The sequence below is a fragment of the Anaerocolumna sedimenticola genome (assembly GCF_009931695.1).
GTDB lineage: Bacteria > Bacillota > Clostridia > Lachnospirales > Lachnospiraceae > Anaerocolumna > Anaerocolumna sedimenticola.
The window spans coordinates 1,026,207-1,051,964 of sequence record NZ_CP048000.1 but is presented as its reverse complement, the minus strand read 5'-3'; the positions used below and the strand labels follow the sequence as shown (position 1 = coordinate 1,051,964).

Below are 25,758 nucleotides of genomic sequence, written 5' to 3'. Positions count from 1 at the left end.
CTTTATTATCATATATGATATTTTGGTAAAAATGTGTCAAATACATACTCAATTCTGGAAACTAGTTCGGTAACCACAGATCTGACTGCGGTATTATTATCATTTTTCCCGTTTTTAATATACAACCCCAAAAATCACAAAGAATAGCGTCTTCTGCTATCTTTTTGCAGGTTTTTAAAAGGAAAATCAGTATTTTGAAGGTGAAATTGCTATTTTTCAAAGACGTAAGCAAATTCTCCTCAGTTTACACCCTGCAAAACGCATACTAAAATGAGAGCATGACAGAACAAGAGGAGGTGTTTAAGTTTTGAAGAGAAAAGGAACAGATAGAACAGGAGTAGTTACGACAAAAGAAAAAATTACTGTGCATTATAACAATAAGAAAAAAGTAAGCCTGCTTCAGGATATTGCAAGAAATAAGTTTTCTTATATCATCGCGTTGCCGGCACTCCTTTATGTATTTATATTCAGCTATATGGCATATCCGTATATGCTGATTGCCTTTCAACGGTATGATTATAGGAACAATTCTATTTTTGATATTATATTCAGAGCTAAGTGGGTGGGATTTAACAACTTTAAATTTTTCTTCCAGTCACAAAATGCTTTCCGTGTTACTTATAATACAATTTATTTAAATGTATTATTTATACTAACAGGAACCATAATGGCAGTGGTATTGGCTCTTCTGCTGAATGAACTTCGCTGTAAATGGTTTGTTAAGACAACACAGTCGGTTATGTTGTTTCCTAGTTATATATCCTGGATTATGGTCAGTTATATTTTAATCAGCTTATTCTCTACGGAGTATGGTTTGGTGAATTCTATCTTAAAATCAATCGGAATGGAGACAGTGAACTGGTATACCAATCCGGATGTATGGCCGGTTATTCTTGTATTCATGCGAATCTGGAAAGGCGCCGGTATGAGTGCCATAATCTTTCTGGCTTCCATTACGGGTATTGATGATTCTTTATATGAAGCGGCTTCCATTGATGGAGCCGGACGTTTACATAAGGTATTTCGGATTACCATTCCTTTAATTATGCCAACCATTATTATTATGACATTATTATCGTTGGGCAAAATCATGTATGGTGATTTTGGTATGATATATGCTTTAGTCGGAGATAATGGTACGCTATATAAAACTACGGATATTATTGATACCTATATATTCCGTTCCATGCGGCAGGTAGGGGATATGTCCCAGTCCACGGCAATCGGATTGTTCCAGTCTGGCATCGGATTTATTATGGTTTACGGTTCTAACTGGCTGACCAGAAAGTTTTATCCGGATGGTGCGTTATATTAAAGAAGATAGCCATTCTGATGCGGTATTTGATACTCGAATTCTAGTTAAAGATAATAGGTAATTGCGAAACTATCTAGTTTTCCGAATATACCATACAATTGATACAATTTCATAGCTTCAGTTGCCCTATGGGCAAGATTCAGCTCTGAAATTGTATTAATTGCATGGTATATCGATACAATAGTGGAGTTTCACAATTACCTAAGTTAAAGATAAAAAAGAAAGGAGGCAGAAAATTGAAAAGAAATATAAAACAAAAAAAGAAAACCATGGTGGTAACTATGAAAAAAAGGTTTACCTGGTCTTATTTTTTCATTGGGGGAGTCATTTTGGTATTTGCACTGATTTGTCTGCTACCCATGGTATTAACCTTTATGGTTTCTATAACGGATGAGACCTCCATAACCCGGAACGGATACAGCTTTTTCCCGAAAAAGTTATCCTTGTATGCTTATAAGCTTATATTCCAGGGTGGTTCCGATGTAATACGGAGTTATTTCATATCCATCTTCGTAACAGTAGTGGGAACCTTACTTGCAATTGTAATTACGGGACTTGCGGCTTACACTTTGGCAAATAAAAAAGTAAAATACCGAAACTTACTTGGAATGTATTTCTTTATACCGATGGTATTTGGATCCGGAATCGTTCCCTGGTATTTAATCTGCGATATGCTGCATCTGCGTAATAATTTATTGGCGCTGATTATTCCAGGATTGTTGTTTAACACGTTTAATATGTTTTTAGTCCGGAATTTTATGAGCTCATTACCGGATTCCTTAAGGGAATCGGCTACCATAGACGGCGCAAATGATATGGTCATTGCACTAAAAATATATTTTCCGTTAACGGTTCCGGCACTGGCTACGGTAGGATTGTTTTACGGACTTGGTTACTGGAATGACTGGTGGAATGCGGTTATGTTAGTGGATAACGAAAAGTTATATCCCGTACAGTACTTACTGCTGCAGCTAAAATCACAAATCAGCATGTTAAAGGATTTACAGTATTTAAGCGGGACTTCATCAGCGGTTGCTCCGGCGGAATCCCTTAAGATGGCAACGGCGATAGTAACCATAGGTCCCATCGTACTTTTATATCCATTTTTACAAAAGTATTATGTAAAAGGTTTGGTAGTTGGCTCTGTTAAGGGTTAATTATAGAATCTAAAGTAATTGCAAAACTATAAAATTTTATGAAAATATGTCATACAAATCATACGAATTTCATAGCTTCAGTTGCCCTTTTGGCAAGATTCCAGCTCTAAAATTGTATTATTTGCATGGTATGATGCCGGGGTCAAAAGCCCCAATTAAGGGTTTTGAATGAATACGAGCGTATATATATTCAATTCAGCTACCTTTCCCTCAAACACTATATTTTTTGCAAGCCTCTAAACGGCTCGAAAATCAAACCTGCTGGCATGATTTTTAGCCAGAGTCTTGACAAAATATATGCAGTGTTTTCGGCCGGTCGACGCCAAATCGAAGATATATACACTGTATTCATAATATCTATGATTAAAGGGCTTTTGACCCCGGCATCATGGTATATAAATACAATAATCTTGTTTCGCAATTACCTATTATAATGAATTAGGAGAGGTGTTTATGAAAAAAGGAATTGCTTTATTACTTACCGTTATGATGGTTATATCCATTCTCACAGGCTGCAGCAACAAAACTAATACGGATCCGGCAGGAGGAGAACAAACAGACGCACAGTCTACAACCGGAAGTAATACATCAAATGACAATACCGCATCGGATGAAGTGGTAAAACTGGTTTATGTTGTTCCGGGGGATGCTCCCAAGGATTTGGAGAGAGGTCTTAAAAATGTAAACGATAAATTACTGGCAGATGGTGTAGGGGTTCAGATTGAACTTCAATATATAGCCTGGGATGCCTGGGATCAGAAATTAAATATCATGCTTTCCACCGGGGAAGAATTTGATATGTTCCATGTTATGAATGACCGTGTTTCACTGGCAAATTACGCATCCAGGGGAGCCCTGGCAGATCTTACGGATTTAATAAACCAATACGGTTCGGCAATTAAAGAAAAGAATCCGGAAAGTGCAATGAAGTCCGGGCAGGTGGGAGGAAAACAATATGGTATTCCAGCATACTGGGTTGAAAGTGCATTAAATCATCAGGCATCTATCAGAACTGACATTTTAAAGAAATACAATTTGGAAGTACCTGCTACATTCGAGGAGTTAACCAGTGCTTACGAAACAGTTATGAAAAACTGGGAGGGTAACCAGAAACCTTATTTCCCTATGTGCGGAACCGAGCAGGTAGGCGGTTATTTCTTTAACAGTGATAATAACTATGTACTATATGATAAAATTTTCTATGTAAATCAGGACGGAAACGTTAAAAATTATTTTGAAACAGATGCCTTTAAAGAAAGCTGCAACAAAGCACATCTGTGGTATGAAAAAGGATTAATTAACCCGGATGTATTAACAACGACAAAGGATCAGATGGATAATCAGTTAAATTCCGGTGATTGGCTAGTTCATGCAGGTACTATCGGAGATATTACAGGCATTAAGAAAAACTACCCTGATATTACAACAGATGATTTTGTTTGGTTGGATTATGATACGAAAACACCGGAAATCCGCCCATATGGTACACGAAATATGCAGGCAGTTCCTCTATCCAGCAAACATCCGGAAGCAGCAGTTAAATTTATTAACTGGTTATATTTAAATCAGGATAATTTCGATTTATTTTTATATGGAACGGAAGGCACGGATTATAAGAAACTGGATGACAGAAATTATGAAGCGATTACAGATGCTTCATCAGGGGCAGCGCCATATTCTTTCCCAACCTGGATGATTGGTAACATTAATTTTGAATATACCAGTGCTGTTGCACCGAAGATAACCAATGACCATCTCTATAAGCTGGATGATACCGCAGTGGAAGGGGTTGCTTCCAAATTCACTTTCGACGGTTCAAAACTTCAGACTCAGCTTGCTGATGTTAATACAATTATAGCTTCTAATATAGCTCCTATGGCATCCGGTGTAGTAGACTATGATAGCTATATCGAGGAAGCGCTTAAATTATTAAAGGAAGCCGGTATTGATGATTTAGTAGCGGAATTTAGTAAACAATTAGGAGAAAACCAATAAAACACAACCGGTAACTATTCCTTAAGTACGGAAAATCTTTGGAGTATCTTCTCCAAAGATTTTTCTTGACTTGCAAATAAGTTCACCAATTGTTATATTTAATTTAGTGGATTTCGTAAAAAATAAAGGAGGAAGTATATGTCTATAAAGAGTAAGAAAAACCAATTTGAGGCGGATAAAATGAATAAAATCTATGAAAGTGTGATATTATCCTTTCATGGAGTAGAAGGATTTGACGTTTATAATTGTTCCATTCCTTTTACCTGGAGAGGAAAAGAATATATCTATGGGCGGGTTGAGAAAAGGGAAGAATGGGCCAGGTCCTGGGTTCGATTATTTGAGAAGACAGGAAGAGATGAGTATTCCCTGGTTAAAGACCATATGATTTACCAGTTGGAAGATCCGTATATTAGTATAATAAAGGGTGAAATGATATTAGGCGGTACCCATGTAAGAAAACGCAGCGGTAAAATCGATACTTATTATGGATATTTCTATAAAGGAACTGATTTAAATGACCTGGTTTATTTTACAACGGGACCGGATTATATGAAAGATATCCGTCTTGTGGAACTTCTGGATGGTAAAATCGGTGTTTTCTCAAGACCCAGAAATGAAGAAATCAAAAAGAAATATGGCTGTGATGCCATGATTGGATTTACTGTAATAGAAACTCTTGATGATCTCACAGATGAAGTGATACAAAATGCAGCGCCCATTGCCGGTATATTTGACATGGATGAATGGGGCGGCTGTAATCAGGTTTATCTGCTGGAAGATGGAAATATAGGAATCATAGGACATCAAAGTTATAAAGAAGCGGTTGAAGATGGAGAAGAATTAGCGGTTTATGTGAACGTGTCTTTTGAATTTAATCCCGTTACTTTCAAAATAAAAAATAAAAAGATTATAGGTACCAGAGCTTGTTACCCATATGCACCGGCTAAGGTTCCAAGTCTTGTGGATTGTACGTTTACTTCCGGAATTGTAATGAGGGAGGATGGCAAGGCAGATCTTTACGGAGGAATCGGTGATTCCATGGAAGGACGTATTGCAATAGATTATCCTTTTAGTGTACCGCTTAAATAACCGGTCCTGTTTGGAGGAATCAATGTGACAGAATACAATCATATCCCCGTTATTTATAAGTGTGTTAAACACGCAGATGGGAGCCTGGGTTGAGAAAGATTATTAATAAATTGCTATCTTATTCCGTATACCGGAAGACATTACTTGCATATTCCGTTAGTATACTTATAATTACCGTATTGATCCTAATTTGCACCTATAAAGTTTTTACGAATAATTTAAAAAATTATTCCACTGAGACTTCAAAACAACTTTTGAATCAGCTGGTAAGCGGTGTGGAGAATTTGAAGACAGACGTTGATAATGTTATGACAGTCATAGCAGGTGACAGCAAAGCTCTGCGTTTTTATCAGAACAAAAACGATAATAAACAGGATGACTATTATTTATTTTTAAGGCTTACGGATATAAAAAGTTATTATTCTTACATAGAAGATATAGCTGCCATTAATTTTAATAATTCCGTATGTGTTCAGGCTTTGGGGAGTAATAATGAAAACGGAGATATCGACTTTGCTTCTTCCATGATTAATAAGCAGAAATATATTGTACCCAGAACGATTAAAATATCAAAGGAATCCAAAAATGTAGTTTCATTTTTACAATACCTTCCCTACTACAATGCAGCGATAGTCATTGATGTGAATGCGGATTTGTTTCAGTACAGTATTAATAAAAACGGCAGAGAGGAACGAAACGTTTATATTATAGATTCCAATGGGAATGCAGTAACCGGCAATACGAAAGATATCATACAAAATAACCCTTTATCTGATTATTTTTACTCCATTATAACTCTTAAAAACAAAACGGAAGGATGTTTTGTTTATGACGATAAGGCAAAGAGGCAGATGGTGTTTTTTTCGAAATCTGCAGAATTTAGCTGGTGGTTTATTGACGTACAGGACTATTCCTATTTTAATAAGGCATTTCAGGATATCAGTTATCCCTTTATCGGTATATCAGCATTTTTTATCCTGATCTGTATATTAATATCCGCATTGTTTAATAAAAAGATTAAAAAACCGCTTGTTCAGCTTGTAAATAAAATCCGTAACGCGGCAGATGCGGAAGAACTGTCTGATATGGATGAACTAAGATATCTGGATATTGCTATCGCAAGAGGGAAGCAGGAAAGGTATGCTCATCAGAATTATATCCGGACACAGTTCTTACGGTGTTTATTGTTAGGGCAGCAAATGCCTGTAATGATTCCGGATCATGAATTAAGGCAGATAAGAGGGGAATATTCGGCGAATCACTTTTGTGTTTTATTAATAAAAATACAGAATTTATTACCGCTAAATGAGGCAGAACAGGAAGAAGAGTTTAAAATATACCGTTATACTATCTGTAATCTGGCAGATGAAATATTCGAAAAAAGTTTTCACTGCAAATCCGTCGACATTGGTAATGATCTGGTTGGTCTGTTATTTATGCTGGATAAAAAGGATATCTCAGAGGATTATATGTTAAGTTTCAAACAATTGAAACAATTTGCAGAGGAGATGATCCGTATTACCGTAAGCGGAAGCTTAGGCCTTATTGTAGACAGTCAAAAGGATGTATCGATCTCCTGCCAGAAAGCAAAGCAGTATCTTGAAATGAATCAGCTTATCGGAAGAGAGGAACTGATTGATTCCAACAACCAGGTAACAGCAAATTATCATGAAAAAAACAAAAAACTGGTTGAATCCATTCTGGAATATACGAATTCAAACTATAAAAATCCGGATTTATCTTTAAAAAGTGTTTCTCAGGTTTTTGGCCTGTCAACGACCTATGTTGGTAAGATATTTAAATCCATCCAAGGGGAATCCTATTCCAATTATGTTATGAATTATCGGCTGGAAAAAACGAAAGTTGCCCTTTTGGAAACAACAAAAACGATCAATGATATCGCAATTGAATTTGGATTCACCAACTCTGCTTATTATGCAACACTATTTAAAAATGCCTATGGTATGACACCAACCGTTTTTCGTAATAGTGCGGGGATAAGAATGAATTTATAGAGTTATACATCTGTCTCATAAATGAATAAATAACCGAAGAAATTACTTTCCCAATCACAGTTTCGTTAATAAGATAGCAATATATGGGTTTATGTAGTAAAATATTTTTATTTTAGTCTGTAATTATTATAGAAAATTAATAATTGGGGGAGATACATAATTAAAACGATATCATGCTGTATATGAAAATAACTTTTTGAGGCATTTGATATTTCAAATAAATATTGTTTTGATTTTGTTCCGTTTGATTTAGGAATTCCTAAGTTTTTCTTGGATGATTTAACAAAACGTCATTATTATATTTGGTACAGTATGAGTAATAAAAAAGATTAGAGTTATAAAATCATAAATATAGAAATATAAAGATAGGAGGAAATATATATGAACAGCGAAAAAATAATCGGAGTAGGTAATACAGCAACAGTTTATGAATGGGAAGAAGGTAAGGTACTTAAGCTTTTCTGCCAGGATTATCCTAAAGAAGCGGTAGAAAAAGAATTCCATAATGCAATGGCAATCAGAGATATGAATTTTACAAAGCCAAAGGCATATGAAATAATTTCTTATAAAGAAAGAATCGGGATTATATATGACAATGTGGAGGGTGAATCCCTCCTTGATTGGGTTTTAAAAACCGGTGATGTACATAAATGTGCCGTATATATGGCGGATTTACACAAAGCTATTCTTAAAAACGGGATTAATAATGTATCAAATTATAAAGATTTTTTAAAGTATTATATAACGAAAGCATTAGCAACAGATATCAATAAACGGGAAGAGGTATTGCATATGGTAGATAAGCTACCGGATGGAAATGCACTTTGCCATGGCGATTTCCATCCGGATAATATAATCCTGTCAAACGGAAGAACAAGTGTTATAGATTTTATGAACCTGTGTCATGGAACTTTTTTGTATGATGTAGCAAGAACCGTATTTTTAATGGAATATACACCTGTGCCGGCAGGAATTAATAATAAGGATGAAATATTGTATTTTAAGAAAACCTTAACTGATTTATATCTTATACAAATGAATGTTACCAGAGAAATGATACAGGATTATCTGTCAGTTATTATTATAGCAAGAAAGGGTGAATGTCCTGACGAGTAGATGAACCTTTTATATTATGATAAAATTTCAGATGTTACATTTAATATTTTGGAAATATTAAATTGAGAATTAAGAGTAACCCATAACTGGGGTGTAAAATCCATTGTGTTCCATATACTGATTCCGCTAAGGTTATACGCAATTACTATATCTAAAATGGCATGTAATGTCCTTGCATCTTTAAACCAGACAAAATGCTCTATTCCATCGTTGTAATAACGAAAGTAAGGGGTAACATAATATTCGTCGAAACCAAGATCAATTCCGATCTGGTGTGCTAAGGATAAAGCCTGGTAATTAGCTAATGCATTAACAGGAGACTCATTCTCCACATAAGGTAATTCCCAATCGTATGCTATCCGCGTATAACCTAACAAAATTTTTTCCGCAGGTATCTGTGTTATAGCATATTCGACATAACCTTTTAAAAATGGAATAGTAGTCTGTTCATAAGAATCAATATCTGCCGATGCCCATGTATATGACTGAAGAATTGCCCTGTCTACCACCTGGCCGATTTGTGAATAATATGGGTTATCATTATTTTCATCAGCATGATATCCAAAAGTATTAGGTATTAATGTAACATGTACCTGGTAACCCTCACTCTGAAGTATTTCTGCTGTTCGTATAATGAAATTGACATAGCTTTGTAAATCCTCCGGAATTACATTAGAGAAACCGAAGTTAATGCCGGAAAGCCCTTTTCCCCTTAAATAGTATATTATGTTATTAATTAATTCATTTTGTAATTCTTCATTGTTAAATATCTTGTGTGTAATACCAAAGCTTCCTCTTCCCAGTTCTGTAGCCGTTGTAATCATCATAATAGGAGCTACGCCATATTCTTTTGCTACCTGAATTATATCTGTATCATCCGGGGCTTCAATTTCAGCATACGCAGATACCCTATAGTTAGCAATTGTAATATAGGTCAGATAAGGTAATGCTTTTTTTAGTATGTTATCATCGATAAAAGAGAAACAATAAGCATTTACTTCCAACAGTTCTTCTCGTTTATCGTAGCTTATAACTAACTCTTCCCCTATATTCAAATAATCTCTTTCTGATAGAAAAGGATTATTCTGCAATAATTGAACAATAGACAAACCAGTAGCTTCAGCAATACTCTTCCAAGTATCACCTGGTTGTACCATATAGGTCTGCGTTGGATATGCCAATATAATAATTTGCCCGTTTACAATTCCGTAATCCGGAGAAATATTATTATCATGTACTATTTTTTCAACTGGTAAATTAAATTTATTTGCTATAGAGTAGACAGTATCTCCAGGCTGAACTACATAAATTTTCATTTTAATAATCCTTCAACTTAACAACTTAATAAGATAATATGAAATTTTTGAGAAAAGATGATAATAATAAATAAGCTATTATAACATAATGAAAATATTAGTTAGGATAAGTATTTATATTCAAATTTTCTAAAAATCCCTCTTGCGTAATTATATTATAGGTGTTATATTAGTTATAGAACAAGTAAAAGCGAAATAAGAATATACAAAACGAACTAAGTTAATTAGAAAGGTCGGTGCAAATTATGAATGTCAATAAATTTACGCAGAAATCCATGCAGGTTGTTCAGGATTGCGAAAAAATTGCCTTAGACTACGGACACCAGGAAATCGACCAGGAACATTTGCTATACAGCCTGATCACCGTGGAAGATAGCTTAATACAAAAATTGTTAAAAAAGATGGATATTACCATGGAGGTATTTACTGTCCAGGTGGAAGGACTTCTTAATAAAAGGCCTAAAGTATCCGGAGGACAAGTATATATCAGCAATGATTTAAATAAGGTGCTAATTTACGCGGAAAATGAAGCTAAATCCATGGGGGACGAATATGTGTCCGTGGAACATCTTTTCCTGAGTATGTTAAAACAGCCTAACAGGGAAGTGAAGGAGCTGTTCCGGAACTTCAGAATTACCAGAGAGGCTTTTCTTGGGGCGCTTCAGACGGTCAGAGGAAATCAGAAAGTAACCAGTGATAATCCGGAGGCAACTTATGACACTCTTGAAAAATACGGTTCAGACCTGGTAGAGAGGGCAAAAGCACAAAAACTAGACCCGGTTATCGGCAGGGATTCCGAAATCCGTAATGTTATTCGGATTCTGTCCAGGAAAACAAAAAACAATCCGGTATTAATCGGTGAACCGGGTGTCGGTAAAACCGCAGTAGTAGAAGGCCTGGCCCAGAGAATCGTAAGAGGAGACGTACCGGAGGGCCTGAAAGATAAAAAAATATTTGCCCTGGATATGGGGGCATTGGTTGCCGGTGCAAAATACCGCGGTGAATTTGAAGAAAGATTAAAAGCGGTATTGGAAGAAGTTAAAAACAGCGACGGGCAGATTATTTTATTTATTGACGAGCTGCATACCATAGTCGGTGCAGGAAAAACAGAAGGAGCAATGGATGCCGGAAACATGTTAAAACCTATGTTGGCCCGGGGCGAACTCCATTGTATCGGCGCAACAACCCTGAATGAATACCGGATGTATATCGAAAAAGATGCGGCCCTGGAGAGACGTTTCCAACCGGTTATGGTGGATGAGCCCACGGTTGAGGATACCATATCCATATTAAGAGGTTTAAAAGACCGCTATGAAGTATTTCATGGAGTTAAAATAACCGATGGTGCTTTAGTATCGGCAGCCATATTATCAAACCGTTATATATCCGACCGCTTTCTTCCGGATAAAGCGATCGATTTGGTGGATGAAGCCTGTGCTTTAATTAAAACGGAACTGGATTCCATGCCTACCGAACTTGACGATATACAAAGGCGTATTATGCAGATGGAAATCGAAGAGGCAGCACTGAAAAAAGAAACGGACCGTTTAAGTATGGAACGCCTTGAAGATCTTAAGAAAGAACTGGCAGAACAAAGGGAAATCTTTGCTGCGGGAAAAGCCAAATGGGACAATGAAAAAGCCGCTGTAGAAAAAGTCCAGAAGTTAAGAGAAGAGTTGGAAGCTTTAAACAACGAAATAGAAATTGCCGAGCGTAATTATGATTTAAATAAAGCGGCCGAATTAAAATACGGTAAACTGCCATCCCTAACCAGGCAGCTGTCAGAGGAAGAAGAGAAAGTTAAGAAAGAAGCCCATACTTTAGTTCATGAAAATGTAAGTGAAGATGAAATTGCGAGAATCGTATCCCGCTGGACGGGTATTCCCGTAGCGAAACTCACGGAAAGTGAAAGAAATAAAACCTTACATTTGGACGTGGAACTTCATAAAAGGGTAGTCGGGCAGGAAGAGGGAGTCAGTAAAGTCTCCGATGCTATCTTGCGTTCCAAAGCCGGAATTAAAGATCCATCAAAACCCATCGGTTCTTTTCTGTTCTTAGGACCTACCGGTGTTGGCAAAACAGAATTGGCAAAAGCATTAGCGGCATCCCTTTTTGATAATGAACAGAATATGGTACGGATTGATATGAGTGAATACATGGAGAAGTATTCTGTTTCCCGTTTAATCGGAGCGCCCCCGGGATATGTTGGATACGAAGAAGGCGGTCAGTTAACGGAGGCTGTGAGAAGAAAACCATATTCCGTCGTTTTGTTTGACGAGATAGAAAAAGCACATCCGGATGTATTCAATGTATTGCTTCAGGTATTGGATGACGGGCGAATTACAGATTCCCAGGGAAGAACCGTAGATTTTAAGAATACCATTCTTATTATGACCTCCAATATCGGATCCACCTATCTGTTGGAGGGAATTGAAGCAGACGGTAATATTTCGGAAAGATGCGAGTCTCTGGTAATGGATGATCTGAGAAATCATTTCCGTCCGGAATTTTTGAACCGTCTGGATGAGATTATTATGTTTAAACCGTTATCAAAAGAGAATATCGGGGATATTATCAGTTTACTTCTGGATGATTTAAATAAAAGGCTGTCGGATAAAGAGATTACCATAGAATTAACAGATGCCGCAAAAGCATTTATCATCGATCAGGCCTATGATCCGGTATACGGCGCAAGACCGCTTAAGAGATACCTGCAAAAACATGTGGAAACACTTAGTGCAAAACTGATTTTAAGCAATCAGATACAGGAGCAGGATACCATCCTTATTGATGTGGTAAATGGGAAACTTGAGTCAAATTTCAAGGTCAGATCCACTTTTATAAAGTAAATTCCAAACAAAGCCATCCATTCTTAAAAATTATAAGATTTGTATAATTTATAAGAATGGGATGGCTTTTTTGCACTTTCTGGGTAGAGTAAAATGCAGATTAGAGATAAAACAATTCTATACCGGCATTTTAAATATGATATCTCCAAATAAGCTTCAATTTGTAAAAATCTTCTGGATAATGTCCTCGATTTTTTCCTTTTCTATGTAGATATTATCCGGATTGTAGCGATTGATAAGATAAGTCAGGGCCTCCCTAGTCGTCAGGCATTTATCTACGCTGATAACAAAATTGTTTTCCGATTGCTCCAGTAGCTTATAATTCTTTTCCGCCCCCCAAACAGGCAGGTTCCTTTCAAACTGCATTCTCACCAAATAACCGTTTTTGTAATGTTCCTCGAAATCTGTCAGGCTACCGTCGAATAGTTTTCTCCCCTTATCAATGAGTATTAATCTGCCACAGACCGCTTCGATGTCGTCCATGTCATGCGTTGTTAGGATGATGGTTGTTTGCTTATCTCGGTTAATGTCTGCAATACAAGTGCGTAGCGTTTTTTTGCTCATCACGTCCAGTCCAATAGTAGGCTCGTCGAGATAAAGAATATCCGGGTCATGTAGCATAGAAAGTGCCAAATTCGCTTTCATCTTCTGTCCAAGACTCAACTGCCGTACAGGCTGGTTGATAAAATCGTGCATCTCCAAAATGTCCGTAAAGTATCTACGGTTGGTATTGTAGAGGTCGTCTTTTATATTATATAGTTTCTGATACAGCTCGAATGTGTCAGCTACCGGTAAATCCCAGTAAAGCTGCGAACGCTGTCCGAATACAACACCAATTTTCAGTGCGTTTTCTTTCCGGTTTTTATAGGGGATGATACCGTTGACTGTAACAGACCCGCTTGTCGGTGTTAACACGCCGGAAAGAATTTTGATAGTTGTGGATTTTCCCGCGCCGTTTGGCCCAATGTATCCGACTACTTCTCCCCTATCTATCTGAAAGGAGATATCTTCCACCGCTACTTTGGTGTAATATTTCTTCTTAAGCAGAGATTTAAGGCTTCCCATAACACCTTTTGTAGGCTCTGCGATTTTAAAATTCTTGTGTATGTGATTTACTTCAATCAGGCTCATATTTCCTCCCTTTTATGATCCAGAACTCTGGTATTTGGATAGACCATAATTCCAGATTTTAATGCTTAGTATGAACATAGCAATGCCAACAAACGGACTTACAAACGGAAGCCAAGCTGCAAACGGTGATGAAGGAGTTTTGCCCAACAAAATTAATGATGGATAAAAGTTCATGAACGCAAATGGCAGAATAAACGTTAATAAAAATTGTATGGCTATTCCGTAGATTGTGATTGGGTAATTTGTGAAACTTTTGAAATTTCCTAATATAAAATCAAACACCGGATTTTGATTGACCGTTATAAAACAAAAGCTGGACGACAAAATAAGAAATGCCGCTTGCAGCAATGCTGCACAAATCAATAGTAGTATCAGATTTACAATGGAAAACTGGGTGTCAAGATGAGATACTGAAAAAATCATGACAGAAACAGCCAAAATAGTGTGGCCGATATAGCCGAAGTTGAAGCCATTATAAATCTCGTGTAAAAACGGATTAATCGGTTTTGTAAGCGAAATATCAAATTCGCCCGTCCGGATTTTCATGGACAGACTTCTACACGGCGTAAAAAAAACTGTAGCGGCCAGAGCATAAGACAAGAGGTTGAAAGCGTATAAATACAATACCTCGTAAGAAGTCCAACCGCCCATGACATTAAAGTTTTCAATCATGATATAAAGGCTTAAAAATGTACCGCCATAGGCGATCCATTGCCCGACGACACCTGTGATGAATGAAACACGGTATGTCATCTCCTGGCGGATCGTAGATTTAGCAAATGTAAAATATATGAGAATTTTTTGGCCTATCCGCATTTTACCCTCCATTGATAGTAATACGACTTATAATTCGATTGTAAATAAGAGTACTAATAAGCCGCAAAATGACAATCCATCCCGCACCAATGAATAAAACCCGCCAAGACTCATCGATGGGTGTTCTTTGCAGGAAAAAATTGACGGGTTCAAATGAAACATACCGGAACGGCAGAAGCATACTCATTCGCTTTAGTATATCCGGATAAAACCACAGCGGGACGACCGTTCCTCCAAAAATAGTTTTAAATCCGTCCAGATACCAGCGCAGATACCATGCTCTCTGTGTAAAAAAGGCCAGCAGCCCAAAAATATATGTAAGCTCAAATATTATTAACACCCCAATCAGCAGAGAAAGCACAAACATAAGCGTATAGAAAGGACTTGGAAATGACAAGTCATGAAAGATAAATATCACAATTACAATCGGAAGTGCCGAGGTAAGCATATTATAAGTATTTATGCCCAAAGAGGAACTGAATAAATACAATCTGAAATTAATGGGACGAATAAAGTCCATGACAACAGAGCCATCCCGAATAGACGGTTCCAGTTGAGATGCAATATTGGTATCGGTAAGCATGTTAACAAATAGGTTGATAATCACATAGGAAATCATCTCATTCAGAGACACGTCCGTATGATTTCCTGTTCGAATCAGCGCACTCCATAGGCTATACTGTATTAAATACATCAAAACCGAGCTTAACAACCGAATAACCGTTGTAGACCGATAAAAGGTCATGGATTTAAATGCTTTTTTATAGAAAGCAATATATTTCATATATTATACCTCTAATTGTTATATCTATGTAATAATACACCTTTTATACTATGAATAAAGGCACATTGTACCATAATCAGAATTGATGCCTAGCCTACTCTATAATATCTATTATCGCCTGTAAATCAATTTAAAGTAACATCCATAGCAATTACATTAAATTTTATAAACTCATACTCTTCTAAAGAAAATTGGAGTGTAACCGTTCTTACATTTATATAAGATATTTTAATTTAATATTCCCGAAATAATTGGGAAAATTATTTAAACATCTACATAAAGCCATGTCATATTACATGTCAGATTACAATAATACAAATAATAAATCAAACATAGAGAATACCTATATACTTTTGAATGCTACGTTATAACATAAGACGATATAATATTGTTTTAAATTAATATACATAGTATTAAGCATATATAATATGGAATAATAATACAATGATTACTTTAATATAACAATATTTTACTTATTAATGCAGTTTATGTCAATAGGCGCATACGTCCAGAAGTGCCGAAAAGCGATTTTATTAAAGGTGTCAATTGAATTGTAATCATAAGGATTCTTCAGTACATTCCAGTTTTGAATGTTCACATGTTCCGGATCATAAGGAAGATTCTTCTGTATATGGAAAAAATGAACCTCCAGGGTAAATGATCTTCATATAGTATTTCTGCTTGAAATAAGATATAATGGAAGTGATTAAAGAATTGCAGCTTACACTGATCCGTTTAGCAACAATAGCATTGACACGGTTTTGGCCATACTGTAGTTGTAACGGACAACTTTTCGAGTGTTAGAATGAGGTACCATAGGTGTATGACTAAATTAGATGAACTGATATCCATCCTTACAAAAGAGCATGTATACATTCAAATGCACAATTATCCGGATCAGGATGCACTGGCTTCTGCTTACGGATTACAGGCTTTGCTTGAAATTAAGGGTATAAAATCTACTATTTGTTATAATGGGCAGATTGATAAGTTTAACACATTAAAAATGATTGAGCTTCTTCATATTGATATATATAATAACAAAGAATTTTCAATGGAAGCGGAAGATGAAATAATCCTGGTGGATGGTCAGATGGGTAATGTCAATATGGTTAATTTTATTGGCAGAAAAGTTGCCTGTATTGACCATCATCCCAAACAGGAGGTTTTGGAGTACCGTTTTTATGATATACGCAGTCAGATTGGAGCCTGTGCTTCGTTAATAGCAGAATATTTTGTGGAAAACAAAATTGAAATATCAATGGAAATAGCAACAGCTCTAAGTTACGGTATTAAGATGGATACGGCTAATTTATCCAGAAGGGCATCGGATTTGGATATTGATATGTTCTGCTTTCTTTATAAAAAAGCGGATAAAGATATTTTATTCGGTTTTGATAATTGCAGTTTAAGGAAAAATGACCTGATTGCCTATCAGGAAGCAATCTCGAATCTGAAACTATATGGCAGGGTCGGAATAGCCAGAATCGGTGATGACTGTTCGGAAGCGATTATCGGCAGTATTTCTGACTTTTTGTTAACGGTATCGGAAGTTGATTTTACATTGGTTTATTCTTATAGGGTGGGCGGGCTTAAGTTTTCCGTTCGCAGTGAATCAAAAACAGTGGATGCGGGAAAAGTGATTAAAGAGGCGCTGTCAGGTTTTGGCGATGGCGGAGGGCATGCCACTATGGCAGCAGGTTTCCTGCCCAACCTGAATACAAAACAGGAAATTGATGAAATGGCACATTTGATAGAACAAAGAGTCATTGAGATGGTAATAAAGAGTTAAAGGGTAATTTGAATTGTTTCAAATGTTGCAAAATTGCCGAAAATTCAGTAAATTATTAAAAGATGTATTAATTTCAGAAATTATTTGACCAAATTAAGTTTCCGTGTTATAATACGTACGGTACATTTATCTGGATTAAGCATCTGGAGCAAAGGAATAGTTTAAGAATAGTATAGTTAATACATTATATATTTAAGCTCTCTGTCCAAATTGGCCAAGAGCTTTTTTTTATCGTCTAGGAAATTTCGTCCTATACGATAAAAAATGCTCCGCGAGGATCGCACTGGGGTAGATGGAAAGATGTTGCTGGCGAAACCCACCCCAGGCAGAGTATTCCGCAAGCAGAATACATTTTGTGTAATAAGAAATTCAGAAGATTTCCTATTACATAAAAATTATGGGATTTCACTCAATAAGAGTTGATTATATTAAACTTTTGGGAACTACGATTCCCACGGCGATCGTTTTTGACGTAAATCTGGTTATAGGAGCTGAAAGTTCGTTCTTATAATAATTTTGCAGATGCTTAAGTTATGTTAACACGGATATTTAATCAAGGATTGAATGTCTGGTAACTAGGACAAAATAATAAGAGATTTAAGGAAAAAGAAAGGAACCGAAATAAACATGCAAACAACGAAATTTGAAGAATTAGGAATTATTGAACCCATATTAAGGGCAATTGTTGATATGGGCTTTGAAGAAGCATCACCGATACAAGCCAATGCGATCCCCATTATGTTATCCGGTAAGGATATTGTGGGGCAGGCACAAACAGGAACAGGTAAAACAGCAGCTTTTGGTATTCCGCTATTACAGGCAATTGATCCTAAAAATAAACATTTACAGGCGGTTGTATTAAGTCCGACGAGAGAATTGGCTATTCAGATCGCAGATGAAATCAGAAAACTTGCAACGTTTCTTCATGGAATTAAAGTACTGCCTATTTACGGAGGACAGGAAATTTCAAAACAAATACGTTCTTTAAAAGCCGGTACCCAGATTGTAATTGGTACTCCGGGCCGTGTTATGGACCATATGAGAAGAAAAACGGTAAAATTTGATGATGTAAAACTTGTGGTATTGGACGAAGCGGATGAAATGTTAAATATGGGATTTCGTGAGGACATTGAAACCATATTAAAGGATGTTCCGGAAGAAAGGCAGACGGTACTATTTTCTGCTACCATGCCAAAACCCATCATGGATATAGCAAAAACTTATCAAAAAGAAGCAGAAATCATTCGTGTTGTGAAAAAAGAATTAACCGTACCTAAGATTGAACAGTATTATTATGAAGTAAAACCGAAAAATAAAGAAGAAGTTTTATGCCGTTTAATTGATATGTACGATCCGAAATTATCCTTAGTTTTCTGTAATACCAAAAAACAGGTGGATGAACTGGTATCCGTACTTCAGGGCAGAGGATATTTTGCAGAAGGACTTCATGGTGATTTAAAACAGCAGCAGCGTGACCGTGTTATGAACAGTTTCCGTAACGGAAAAACAGATATCTTAGTAGCTACCGACGTAGCGGCAAGAGGAATTGATGTAGATGATGTGGAAGCGGTATTTAATTATGATGTACCCCAGGATGATGAATATTATGTTCACCGTATCGGCCGAACCGGTCGTGCAGGACGTACTGGACGTGCCTTTACCCTTGTAGTTGGAAAAGAAGTATATAAATTAAAGGATATCCAAAGATACTGCAAGACTAAAATTATTGCTCAGCCTATTCCTTCCATGAATGATGTAACAGCTGTAAAAGCAGAAAAGATATTGGATCGTGTCAATAATATTATCAATTCGGAAGATTTAACAAAAATGGTTGAAATTATTGAGGCCCGTGTTAATGCAGAAGACTATACTACTTTAGATATTGCGGCGGCTTTCCTTAAAATGACCATGGGTGAAGAAAATGAACAGATTGAAGAGAAAGAAAGCTATATGGATTATGGCGACACCGGTGCGGAAGCAGGTATGGTAAGGCTTTTCATTAATATCGGTAAAAAGCAGAATACAAGACCGGGAGATATCTTGGGTGCCATAGCCGGAGAAACCGGTATGCCCGGTAAATTAATCGGCTCTATTGACATGTATGACAAATATACATTTGTTGAAGTTCCGAGGGAATATGCTTCGGATGTCATTCAGGTTATGAAAGATGCGAAAATAAAAGGTAAGAGTATTAATATCGAACCGGCTAATAAAAAATGACTATAAGATCATTGCATAAAGATCGTTAATTATACATGAAAAAGGCTGAACCAATTGGTTCAGCCTTTTTCATGCAATAAAATAACGCTTTATCGCTGCCCAACAGTGCCCATTTTACATTAAAAGGATTGCGGGCGCATGGAAAACTATGGGCAGTTTCTTTTTCTTATTATTATATTAGGATTAGAGGTGCCAAAAGTTTATTCAGATCATGTTAGTATAAATTTCCATATGATTCAAAGAACTTATAGTAATGTGAGCACAGCAGTTCTTCTATAAGCATTTATATTTCTTTAAATTAAATATAAGCTGACCGGTTAAATTATAGGATTAAATCTCCGATACATATGGTAGTAAATGGCAATTTATAAAATTTATTATACTAAATATCAGTACTATAATTCAAAATAAAAAGGGGAGAATTAATCATGGATAAAATCAATGGACAAAATTATAACAAGAGTATCTATATTCAAAATACCGGGGCAAAAGAAAAGGAACAAAACAAACAGGAGGAAGTTAATAATAAGCAGGGGAAAAGCGGGGATACCATTTTTGCCGGAAACTTACAACTTGGCGAAACGGATATACTTTCCAAAAAAGATCATATGAAAAAGAATGCAATAAAAGTGTTGTTAAGTGCCTTTACCGGTGAACAGAAAATAGATGAAAATATTGAGTCACACCAGGATAATGTTAAAGCATTAGAAAAAGAAGCAAAAGAGGCACAGGACGAATTAAATCGAATTGATAATCTGAAACAGGATTTGCAGAAGACATGTAATATTGATCCGGAAAGTGACGAACAAAAAGATCTGGAGTTGTTGGAAAAACAGAAAGATTGTGCCAAAGGCCTTGGTGATACTCCTCTTACTGAAGAGGAAAAACAGCGAATAGAAAATATGGGACCTTTAACAGAGTATCAAAAAGCAGCTCTGAAATATCATGATATGGAATTGACCTGGAGAGAAAGACTTAATGATGCCAAAAATTCAATTACCGGTGAGCATATGACTATCGAGGGAATTCAATTGGCCAAATTAAAGACCCACCCTATGGTTGATGCAGGTAAAGAATCGGATAAAATGTTAGAAGCTGCCGGTAAAGAAGCTATTAGCGGCCTGTATGATGAAGCAAAAGAGAATATCGATGATAAGATAGAAGAGGATAAGGATAAAGCAGAAGAAATAAAAGAGAAAGAAAAAGAAGAAAAAGAAAAACTGGAAAAAGCTGCCGATGATAAAAAAGCCGCACAGAAAGCGAAAGATAATAGGGATGATACCTCAATAGAACAAGCTCAAAAGAATGATGCCGACTGGGACAAAATTCACAGGGAAATTCAGGCCATGGCAGACAAAGAAAAGTTACTTACGGAGGATATCAAAGGTTTAACTGTGGACGAACAGGTTTAAACTTTATTGTAATAGGACTTACTCGAATCAGTCGGAGTTCATACTCCGGCTGATTTACCTGCATAACGGGCATAAGGCCGTCACTCACTTATAATCTTCTTTATCTATATAAACATCTTCTCCCAAGCTGGAGTATCCCATACCAAGTATTCATGTAACCGCCCTCCCATATTTTTTTAAAACATAGAAATATTACGTTTGGAACATGTTATTAGCTGAAGTAAATTAACTAAACGTTTGGAACCGAAGTTATTAGCTGTTGATTTTATCCTGAATGGCCGAACTCTAACCTTCGGCGAATGATACGGTACCACAAGAGATATACTATGAAAAGAATGATAGGAACAATTAGTCAGGTAAATTAGAAATTTTTGTTTTGATATAATGCACTATAAATGCACAATTTTATACATATAAAATGTGCATAAAAAGTGAATTGGTCTCTTGTATTCACTTTCAAATATGTTATAATAAAGTAGCAAAAAATCTTATGGAAGGTGGGAAATTATCGTGTTTATCAAGGAAGTAAAGGATAATTTGGTAAGTAATATTATTCCGTTCTGGGAAAACTTAAGAGATAATCAATATGGCGGTTATTATGGATTTTACGATTTTGATTTAAAATTGCACAAAGAAGCAACAAAAGGTGTTATTTTAAACAGCAGAATTCTCTGGTTTTTTACCAATGCTTACACAACATTGGGTAGTGAAGAATGCTTAAACCATGCAAAACATGCATATGAATTTTTAAAGAATTCTTGTTTGGATAGGGAATATGGCGGTGTATACTGGTCAATGACCTATGACGGAAAACCGGAGGATACTACGAAACACACGTATAATCAGGCATTTGCAATATATGCATTATCTTCCTATTATGGTGCAGCAAAAGATCCGGAAAGTTTAAAGCTTGCATATGATTTATTTGAGCTGATAGAAACAAAATGTAAGGATTCCATTGGATATCTGGAAGCTTTTGACCGTACCTTTGAACCGGTTGATAATGAAAAGCTTTCGGAGAACGGCCTTATGGCAAGTAAAACCATGAATACCCTGCTCCATGTATTTGAAGCTTATACGGAGCTGTACCGTGTGGACAAACAGGATAAAGTGGGCAACTGTTTAAGATGGATGATGGATCAGTTTGCAGATGTTTTATATAATCCGGAACGAAAGATTTTAGAAGTTTTCTTTGATGAGAATATGAAGACCTTATCAGACCTGAATTCCTACGGACATGATATTGAAGCTTCCTGGCTGATTGACCGCGGATGCGAAGTCCTGGGGGACGAAGCATATACTGCTAAAATGCGAAAAGTGACCAATGCATTAAGAGAACATATCTTAGAAGAAGGGTTTGACGGAACTTCCCTTAATAATGAATGCTTTAAAGGAGAAGTGGATACAACGAAAATCTGGTGGGTGGAAGCAGAAGCGGTTCTTGGTTTTATTAACGGTTATCAAATTGATAACAGTAAAAATGAGTATATTGATGCAGCCGCTAAGATCTGGGATTTTATAAAGAATTATATGATAGATAAAAGAAGCGGTTCAGAGTGGTTTTATGATCTTAATAAAAATGGTGAACCGGAGAGCAGAAAAGAAATTGTGGGACCTTGGAAATGCCCTTACCACAATGGAAGAATGTGTTTTGAAGTAATTAAAAGAAACGTTGACTGGTAAAAATATTTGGCTGATTGCCCTGAAAGGTAAGGTAAAAGATGCATCCGAATTATTATGTTCAATTAGAAAAATATAACAAATTAATTCATAAGAAAAATGAAATAAGCCCAATTTATAACGGTATTTACGACCGATATGTAAATCCGGTATTAACCAATGAACATATTCCGTTATTCTGGAAATATGATTTAAACGAAAAAACCAATCCGTATTTTATGGAACGACTGGGAGTAAATGCGGTATTTAACTCCGGTGCCATTGAATTAAACGGTAAATATTATTTAGTGGCACGTGTAGAAGGAAATGACAGAAAGTCATTTTTCGCAGTAGCAGAAAGTGAATGTCCGGTAGACGGTTTTGAATTCTGGGATTATCCGATTCTTTTACCGGATACGTGCCCGGAAGAGACGAATGTATATGATATGCGTCTTACCAAACATGAAGATGGATTTATATATGGTGTATTCTGTTCCGAAAGTAAGGATCATTCCGTGAATGATTTATCCGCAGCGAAAGCGGAAGCCGGTATTGTAAGAACAAAAGACCTTAAAAACTGGGAAAGATTAAATAACCTGAAGACATTAAATTCTCCGCAACAAAGAAATGTGGTTCTCCATCCGGAATTTGTTAACGGCAAATATGCTTTTTACACCAGACCTATGGATGATTTTATCAATACCGGTTCCGGCGGCGGAATTGGTTTTGGTTTATGTGATGATATCACGAATGCAGTGATTGATGAAGAAATCATAACAAGCGAAAGAAAATACCATACCATTACGGAAGCGAAAAACGGAGCAGGTGCGGTACCGATTAAAACGGAAAAAGGCTGGATTCATATTGCTCATGGCGTAAGAAATACGGCAGCAGGATTAAGATATGTTATTTATGTATTTGCTGCGGATTTAAAAGATCCTTCCAAAGTAATAGCTGAACCGTCAGGACTCTTTATTGCACCGTTAGGGGAAGAGAGAGTCGGTGATGTATCGAACGTTGCCTTTACCAATGGAGCCATTGCAAAAGATAACGGAGAAGTTTACATTTATTATGCATCTTCTGATACCAGACTGCATGTAGCGGCTACAACCATTGATAAATTATTGGATTATACCTTTAATACACCAAAAGATCCGTTACGTTCCGTAGAATGTGTACAGCAAAGATGTGATTTTATCAAAAAGAATTTAGAGATACTTGAGAAATAAAAATTGAGCCATTGCAAGCTCAATAGTTATGGTAAATATCTTTCACAACCTGATAGGATAACTTTCCATAGTATTGTCAAAGAACCGGCTGCGATTTGGGGGATCGCAGCCGGTTCTTTACAAAGTATGTAGGGATCAAGTTATATATAATGGGGAGGATTATATATAATAGAAATTGGCACGTTAAGTAAGAAATACAATCTATGTAAACAGGTGTTCCAAGTGCTAATATTGAAGTTATCATAATTTATGGGAACACCTGCATATTTTTTCGAAAGCTAGTAAGAATTTACAGGGTTTACTGGTATAATTCAGACAGCTCGCGAATCGGGAAAAGAAGCGTATCGTTTCCTCCGTCATTTATAATAAGTACTGCAATTAATTATTTATGCAAGCCTTCATGCTTGAAGTAAAACAGCAATCTAGCTTTTATACAACTTTCTTTCTAACTTTCAGTAATAAATAAAGCATACTAAAACCAAGTAGAATATGACCAACACCAGAAATTCCTGAGATAGATGCATCTAGTGCTTTATTTAATTCTGTTCCCCATACCTCAGTAAGACCTCTCATCAAAAAGCCGATACCGGATATATTTAGTCCGATATTATATATAATAAGTGCTTTATTAACATGCTTTTGAGAAGAAAAAGCAAAGTTTTTCTCAAGTAATAACAAAATTAGAAAGAAAAACATTCCAAGAGTCAAATAATGAGTATGCATGCTGGATAAACTTGTTTTTCCTGTAAAGTGATTTAATTTTGTAAACTCACGAAAGAAAACTCCTGATATTAGGCCAATCACTGCATAAGTAAATGATAAATTTGTATAGCGTTTTAACATATAAAAATCCTCCTTATACCATCAATTTACTTTATTTACATATGCAGTGTCATAAAACAACTAGAGCGAAATAAAGCCAGGCACCATAGAAATAACCTGTGTGAATGTCATTATGATTTATTCTATCTTAACCGAAATATCTTTCTAATAATCCTTTAAAAGCTTTTCCGTGTCTAGCTTCGTCTTTTGCCATTTCATGAACGGTATCATGGATAGCATCCAGATCTGCTGCTTTCGCACGTTTTGCAAGATCAAATTTGCCTGCGGTTGCACCGTTTTCAGCAGCTACTCTTAATTCGAGGTTTTTCTTTGTGCTGTTTGTTACAACTTCACCGAGTAATTCTGCAAATTTAGAAGCATGTTCTGCTTCTTCATAAGCGGCTTTCTCATAATATAAACCGATTTCCGGATAACCTTCTCTAAAAGCAACTCTTGACATAGCAAGATACATACCAACTTCACAGCATTCGCCGTTGAAATTATCTCTTAAATCTTTTAATATATCTTCGCTTACACCTTGTGCTATTCCCACAACATGTTCAGCAGCCCAGGTTAATTCCCCGGATTGTTCCTCAAATTTTGATGACGGTGCTTTACAGATAGGACAAGCCTCCGGTGCAGAATCTCCTTCATAAACATAACCACAAACTTGACATACAAATTTTTTCATACTTTTAATCTCCTATTCAATATTTAAAATAATAATAATAATGATTACTGATATTATAATATAATAGGATTGTATTTTTGTCAATACTAATTTTAAAAAAATATTTAAAATTATTTTTCTGTAAATATCCGGTTAAACATTGAATTTATTGTCCATAGATTTTATCTGGCTACTTAGTTTTTACAGAACAGGGGAAAAAGGTTCAATTATAATGAAAGAAGCAAAAATAAGAATTAATACTAAGAATAATAGAATTTAAGGTTAAATGAATGATGGTAAAAAATGAAAAAGTTAATTCAATTGCACGAATTAGATATTTTTAGTTGCAAAATAATTCCTAAATTAAGATT

General features: G+C 36.0%; 18 protein-coding genes. 12 read left to right on the top strand and 6 right to left on the bottom strand.

Features of this window, described 5'->3' with window-relative positions; genetic code table 11:
- The first annotated feature begins 307 nt into the window (after positions 1–307).
- From Ana3638_RS04660 to Ana3638_RS04635, 6 genes are all read left to right on the top strand, one after another.
- Positions 308–1,315 carry an ABC transporter permease gene (locus Ana3638_RS04660; RefSeq protein ID WP_202621567.1) on the top strand — a complete coding sequence of 336 codons (1,008 nt, stop codon included), beginning with the start codon at positions 308–310 and terminating at the stop codon, positions 1,313–1,315.
- A 236-nt stretch (positions 1,316–1,551) separates the two neighbouring features.
- Positions 1,552–2,472, top strand: a complete 921-nt coding sequence (locus Ana3638_RS04655; RefSeq protein WP_246240787.1) for a carbohydrate ABC transporter permease — start codon at positions 1,552–1,554, stop codon at positions 2,470–2,472.
- A gap of 453 nt (positions 2,473–2,925) precedes the next feature.
- Entirely contained in the window at positions 2,926–4,467 is a 1,542-nt protein-coding gene (locus Ana3638_RS04650) for an extracellular solute-binding protein (RefSeq protein ID WP_161836997.1), read from the top strand.
- Positions 4,468–4,605: 138 nt separating this feature from the next.
- Positions 4,606–5,556 (top strand): DUF1861 family protein, encoded by a 951-nt coding sequence (locus tag Ana3638_RS04645; RefSeq protein WP_161836996.1) that lies wholly within the window; start codon positions 4,606–4,608, stop codon positions 5,554–5,556.
- Positions 5,557–5,645: 89 nt separating this feature from the next.
- Positions 5,646–7,571 carry an AraC family transcriptional regulator gene (locus tag Ana3638_RS04640; RefSeq protein WP_161836995.1) on the top strand — a complete coding sequence of 642 codons (1,926 nt, stop codon included), beginning with the start codon at positions 5,646–5,648 and terminating at the stop codon, positions 7,569–7,571.
- Positions 7,572–7,952: 381 nt separating this feature from the next.
- A complete protein-coding gene (locus Ana3638_RS04635) occupies positions 7,953–8,687 on the top strand; it encodes an aminoglycoside phosphotransferase family protein (protein ID WP_161836994.1) in 735 nt (244 codons plus the stop codon).
- 14 nt (positions 8,688–8,701) lie between these two features.
- Here the strand turns inward: Ana3638_RS04635 and Ana3638_RS04630 are convergent, their stop codons facing one another.
- On the bottom strand, positions 8,702–10,003 hold the full coding sequence (locus Ana3638_RS04630; RefSeq protein WP_161836993.1) for a LysM peptidoglycan-binding domain-containing protein: 1,302 nt from the start codon (positions 10,001–10,003) through the stop codon (positions 8,702–8,704).
- A 245-nt stretch (positions 10,004–10,248) separates the two neighbouring features.
- Between Ana3638_RS04630 and clpB the strand changes: the two genes are divergently transcribed.
- Entirely contained in the window at positions 10,249–12,852 is a 2,604-nt protein-coding gene (gene clpB, locus Ana3638_RS04625; RefSeq protein ID WP_161836992.1) for an ATP-dependent chaperone ClpB, read from the top strand.
- A 156-nt stretch (positions 12,853–13,008) separates the two neighbouring features.
- Here clpB and Ana3638_RS04620 read toward each other — a convergent pair whose 3' ends face one another.
- From Ana3638_RS04620 to Ana3638_RS04610, 3 genes are read right to left on the bottom strand one after another with little or no spacing between them, the layout of a single operon-like run.
- Positions 13,009–13,983 carry an ABC transporter ATP-binding protein gene (locus Ana3638_RS04620; RefSeq protein ID WP_161836991.1) on the bottom strand — a complete coding sequence of 325 codons (975 nt, stop codon included), beginning with the start codon at positions 13,981–13,983 and terminating at the stop codon, positions 13,009–13,011.
- Between the two features lie 12 nt (positions 13,984–13,995).
- Complete coding sequence (locus tag Ana3638_RS04615; RefSeq protein ID WP_161836990.1) at positions 13,996–14,799, bottom strand: ABC transporter permease; 804 nt, start codon at positions 14,797–14,799, stop codon at positions 13,996–13,998.
- A gap of 1 nt (position 14,800) precedes the next feature.
- On the bottom strand, positions 14,801–15,583 hold the full coding sequence (locus Ana3638_RS04610; RefSeq protein ID WP_161836989.1) for an ABC transporter permease: 783 nt from the start codon (positions 15,581–15,583) through the stop codon (positions 14,801–14,803).
- Positions 15,584–16,406: 823 nt separating this feature from the next.
- On the opposite strand from Ana3638_RS04610, the gene Ana3638_RS04605 reads away from it, so the two are divergent.
- The 5 genes from Ana3638_RS04605 (at position 16,407) to Ana3638_RS04585 (ending at position 23,895) form a co-directional block, all read left to right on the top strand.
- Positions 16,407–17,375 carry a DHH family phosphoesterase gene (locus Ana3638_RS04605; protein ID WP_161836988.1) on the top strand — a complete coding sequence of 323 codons (969 nt, stop codon included), beginning with the start codon at positions 16,407–16,409 and terminating at the stop codon, positions 17,373–17,375.
- A gap of 627 nt (positions 17,376–18,002) precedes the next feature.
- Positions 18,003–19,595, top strand: a complete 1,593-nt coding sequence (locus Ana3638_RS04600) for a DEAD/DEAH box helicase (protein WP_161836987.1) — start codon at positions 18,003–18,005, stop codon at positions 19,593–19,595.
- A 428-nt stretch (positions 19,596–20,023) separates the two neighbouring features.
- A complete protein-coding gene (locus Ana3638_RS04595) occupies positions 20,024–21,007 on the top strand; it encodes a hypothetical protein (RefSeq protein ID WP_161836986.1) in 984 nt (327 codons plus the stop codon).
- Positions 21,008–21,517: 510 nt separating this feature from the next.
- The gene (locus Ana3638_RS04590; protein ID WP_202621566.1) at positions 21,518–22,690 is read left to right on the top strand and encodes an AGE family epimerase/isomerase; all 1,173 of its coding nucleotides are present in this window, start codon (positions 21,518–21,520) and stop codon (positions 22,688–22,690) included.
- Between the two features lie 38 nt (positions 22,691–22,728).
- Positions 22,729–23,895, top strand: a complete 1,167-nt coding sequence (locus Ana3638_RS04585) for a glycoside hydrolase family 130 protein (RefSeq protein ID WP_161836985.1) — start codon at positions 22,729–22,731, stop codon at positions 23,893–23,895.
- Positions 23,896–24,324: 429 nt separating this feature from the next.
- On the opposite strand, the gene Ana3638_RS04580 is transcribed toward Ana3638_RS04585, so the two are convergent.
- Both Ana3638_RS04580 and Ana3638_RS04575 read right to left on the bottom strand, forming a co-directional pair.
- Positions 24,325–24,738: a DUF2871 domain-containing protein gene (locus tag Ana3638_RS04580; protein ID WP_161836984.1), complete on the bottom strand. Its 414-nt coding sequence runs from the start codon at positions 24,736–24,738 to the stop codon at positions 24,325–24,327.
- A 127-nt stretch (positions 24,739–24,865) separates the two neighbouring features.
- The gene (locus Ana3638_RS04575) at positions 24,866–25,408 is read right to left on the bottom strand and encodes an NADH peroxidase (RefSeq protein WP_161836983.1); all 543 of its coding nucleotides are present in this window, start codon (positions 25,406–25,408) and stop codon (positions 24,866–24,868) included.
- Between the last annotated feature and the right edge of the window lie 350 nt (positions 25,409–25,758).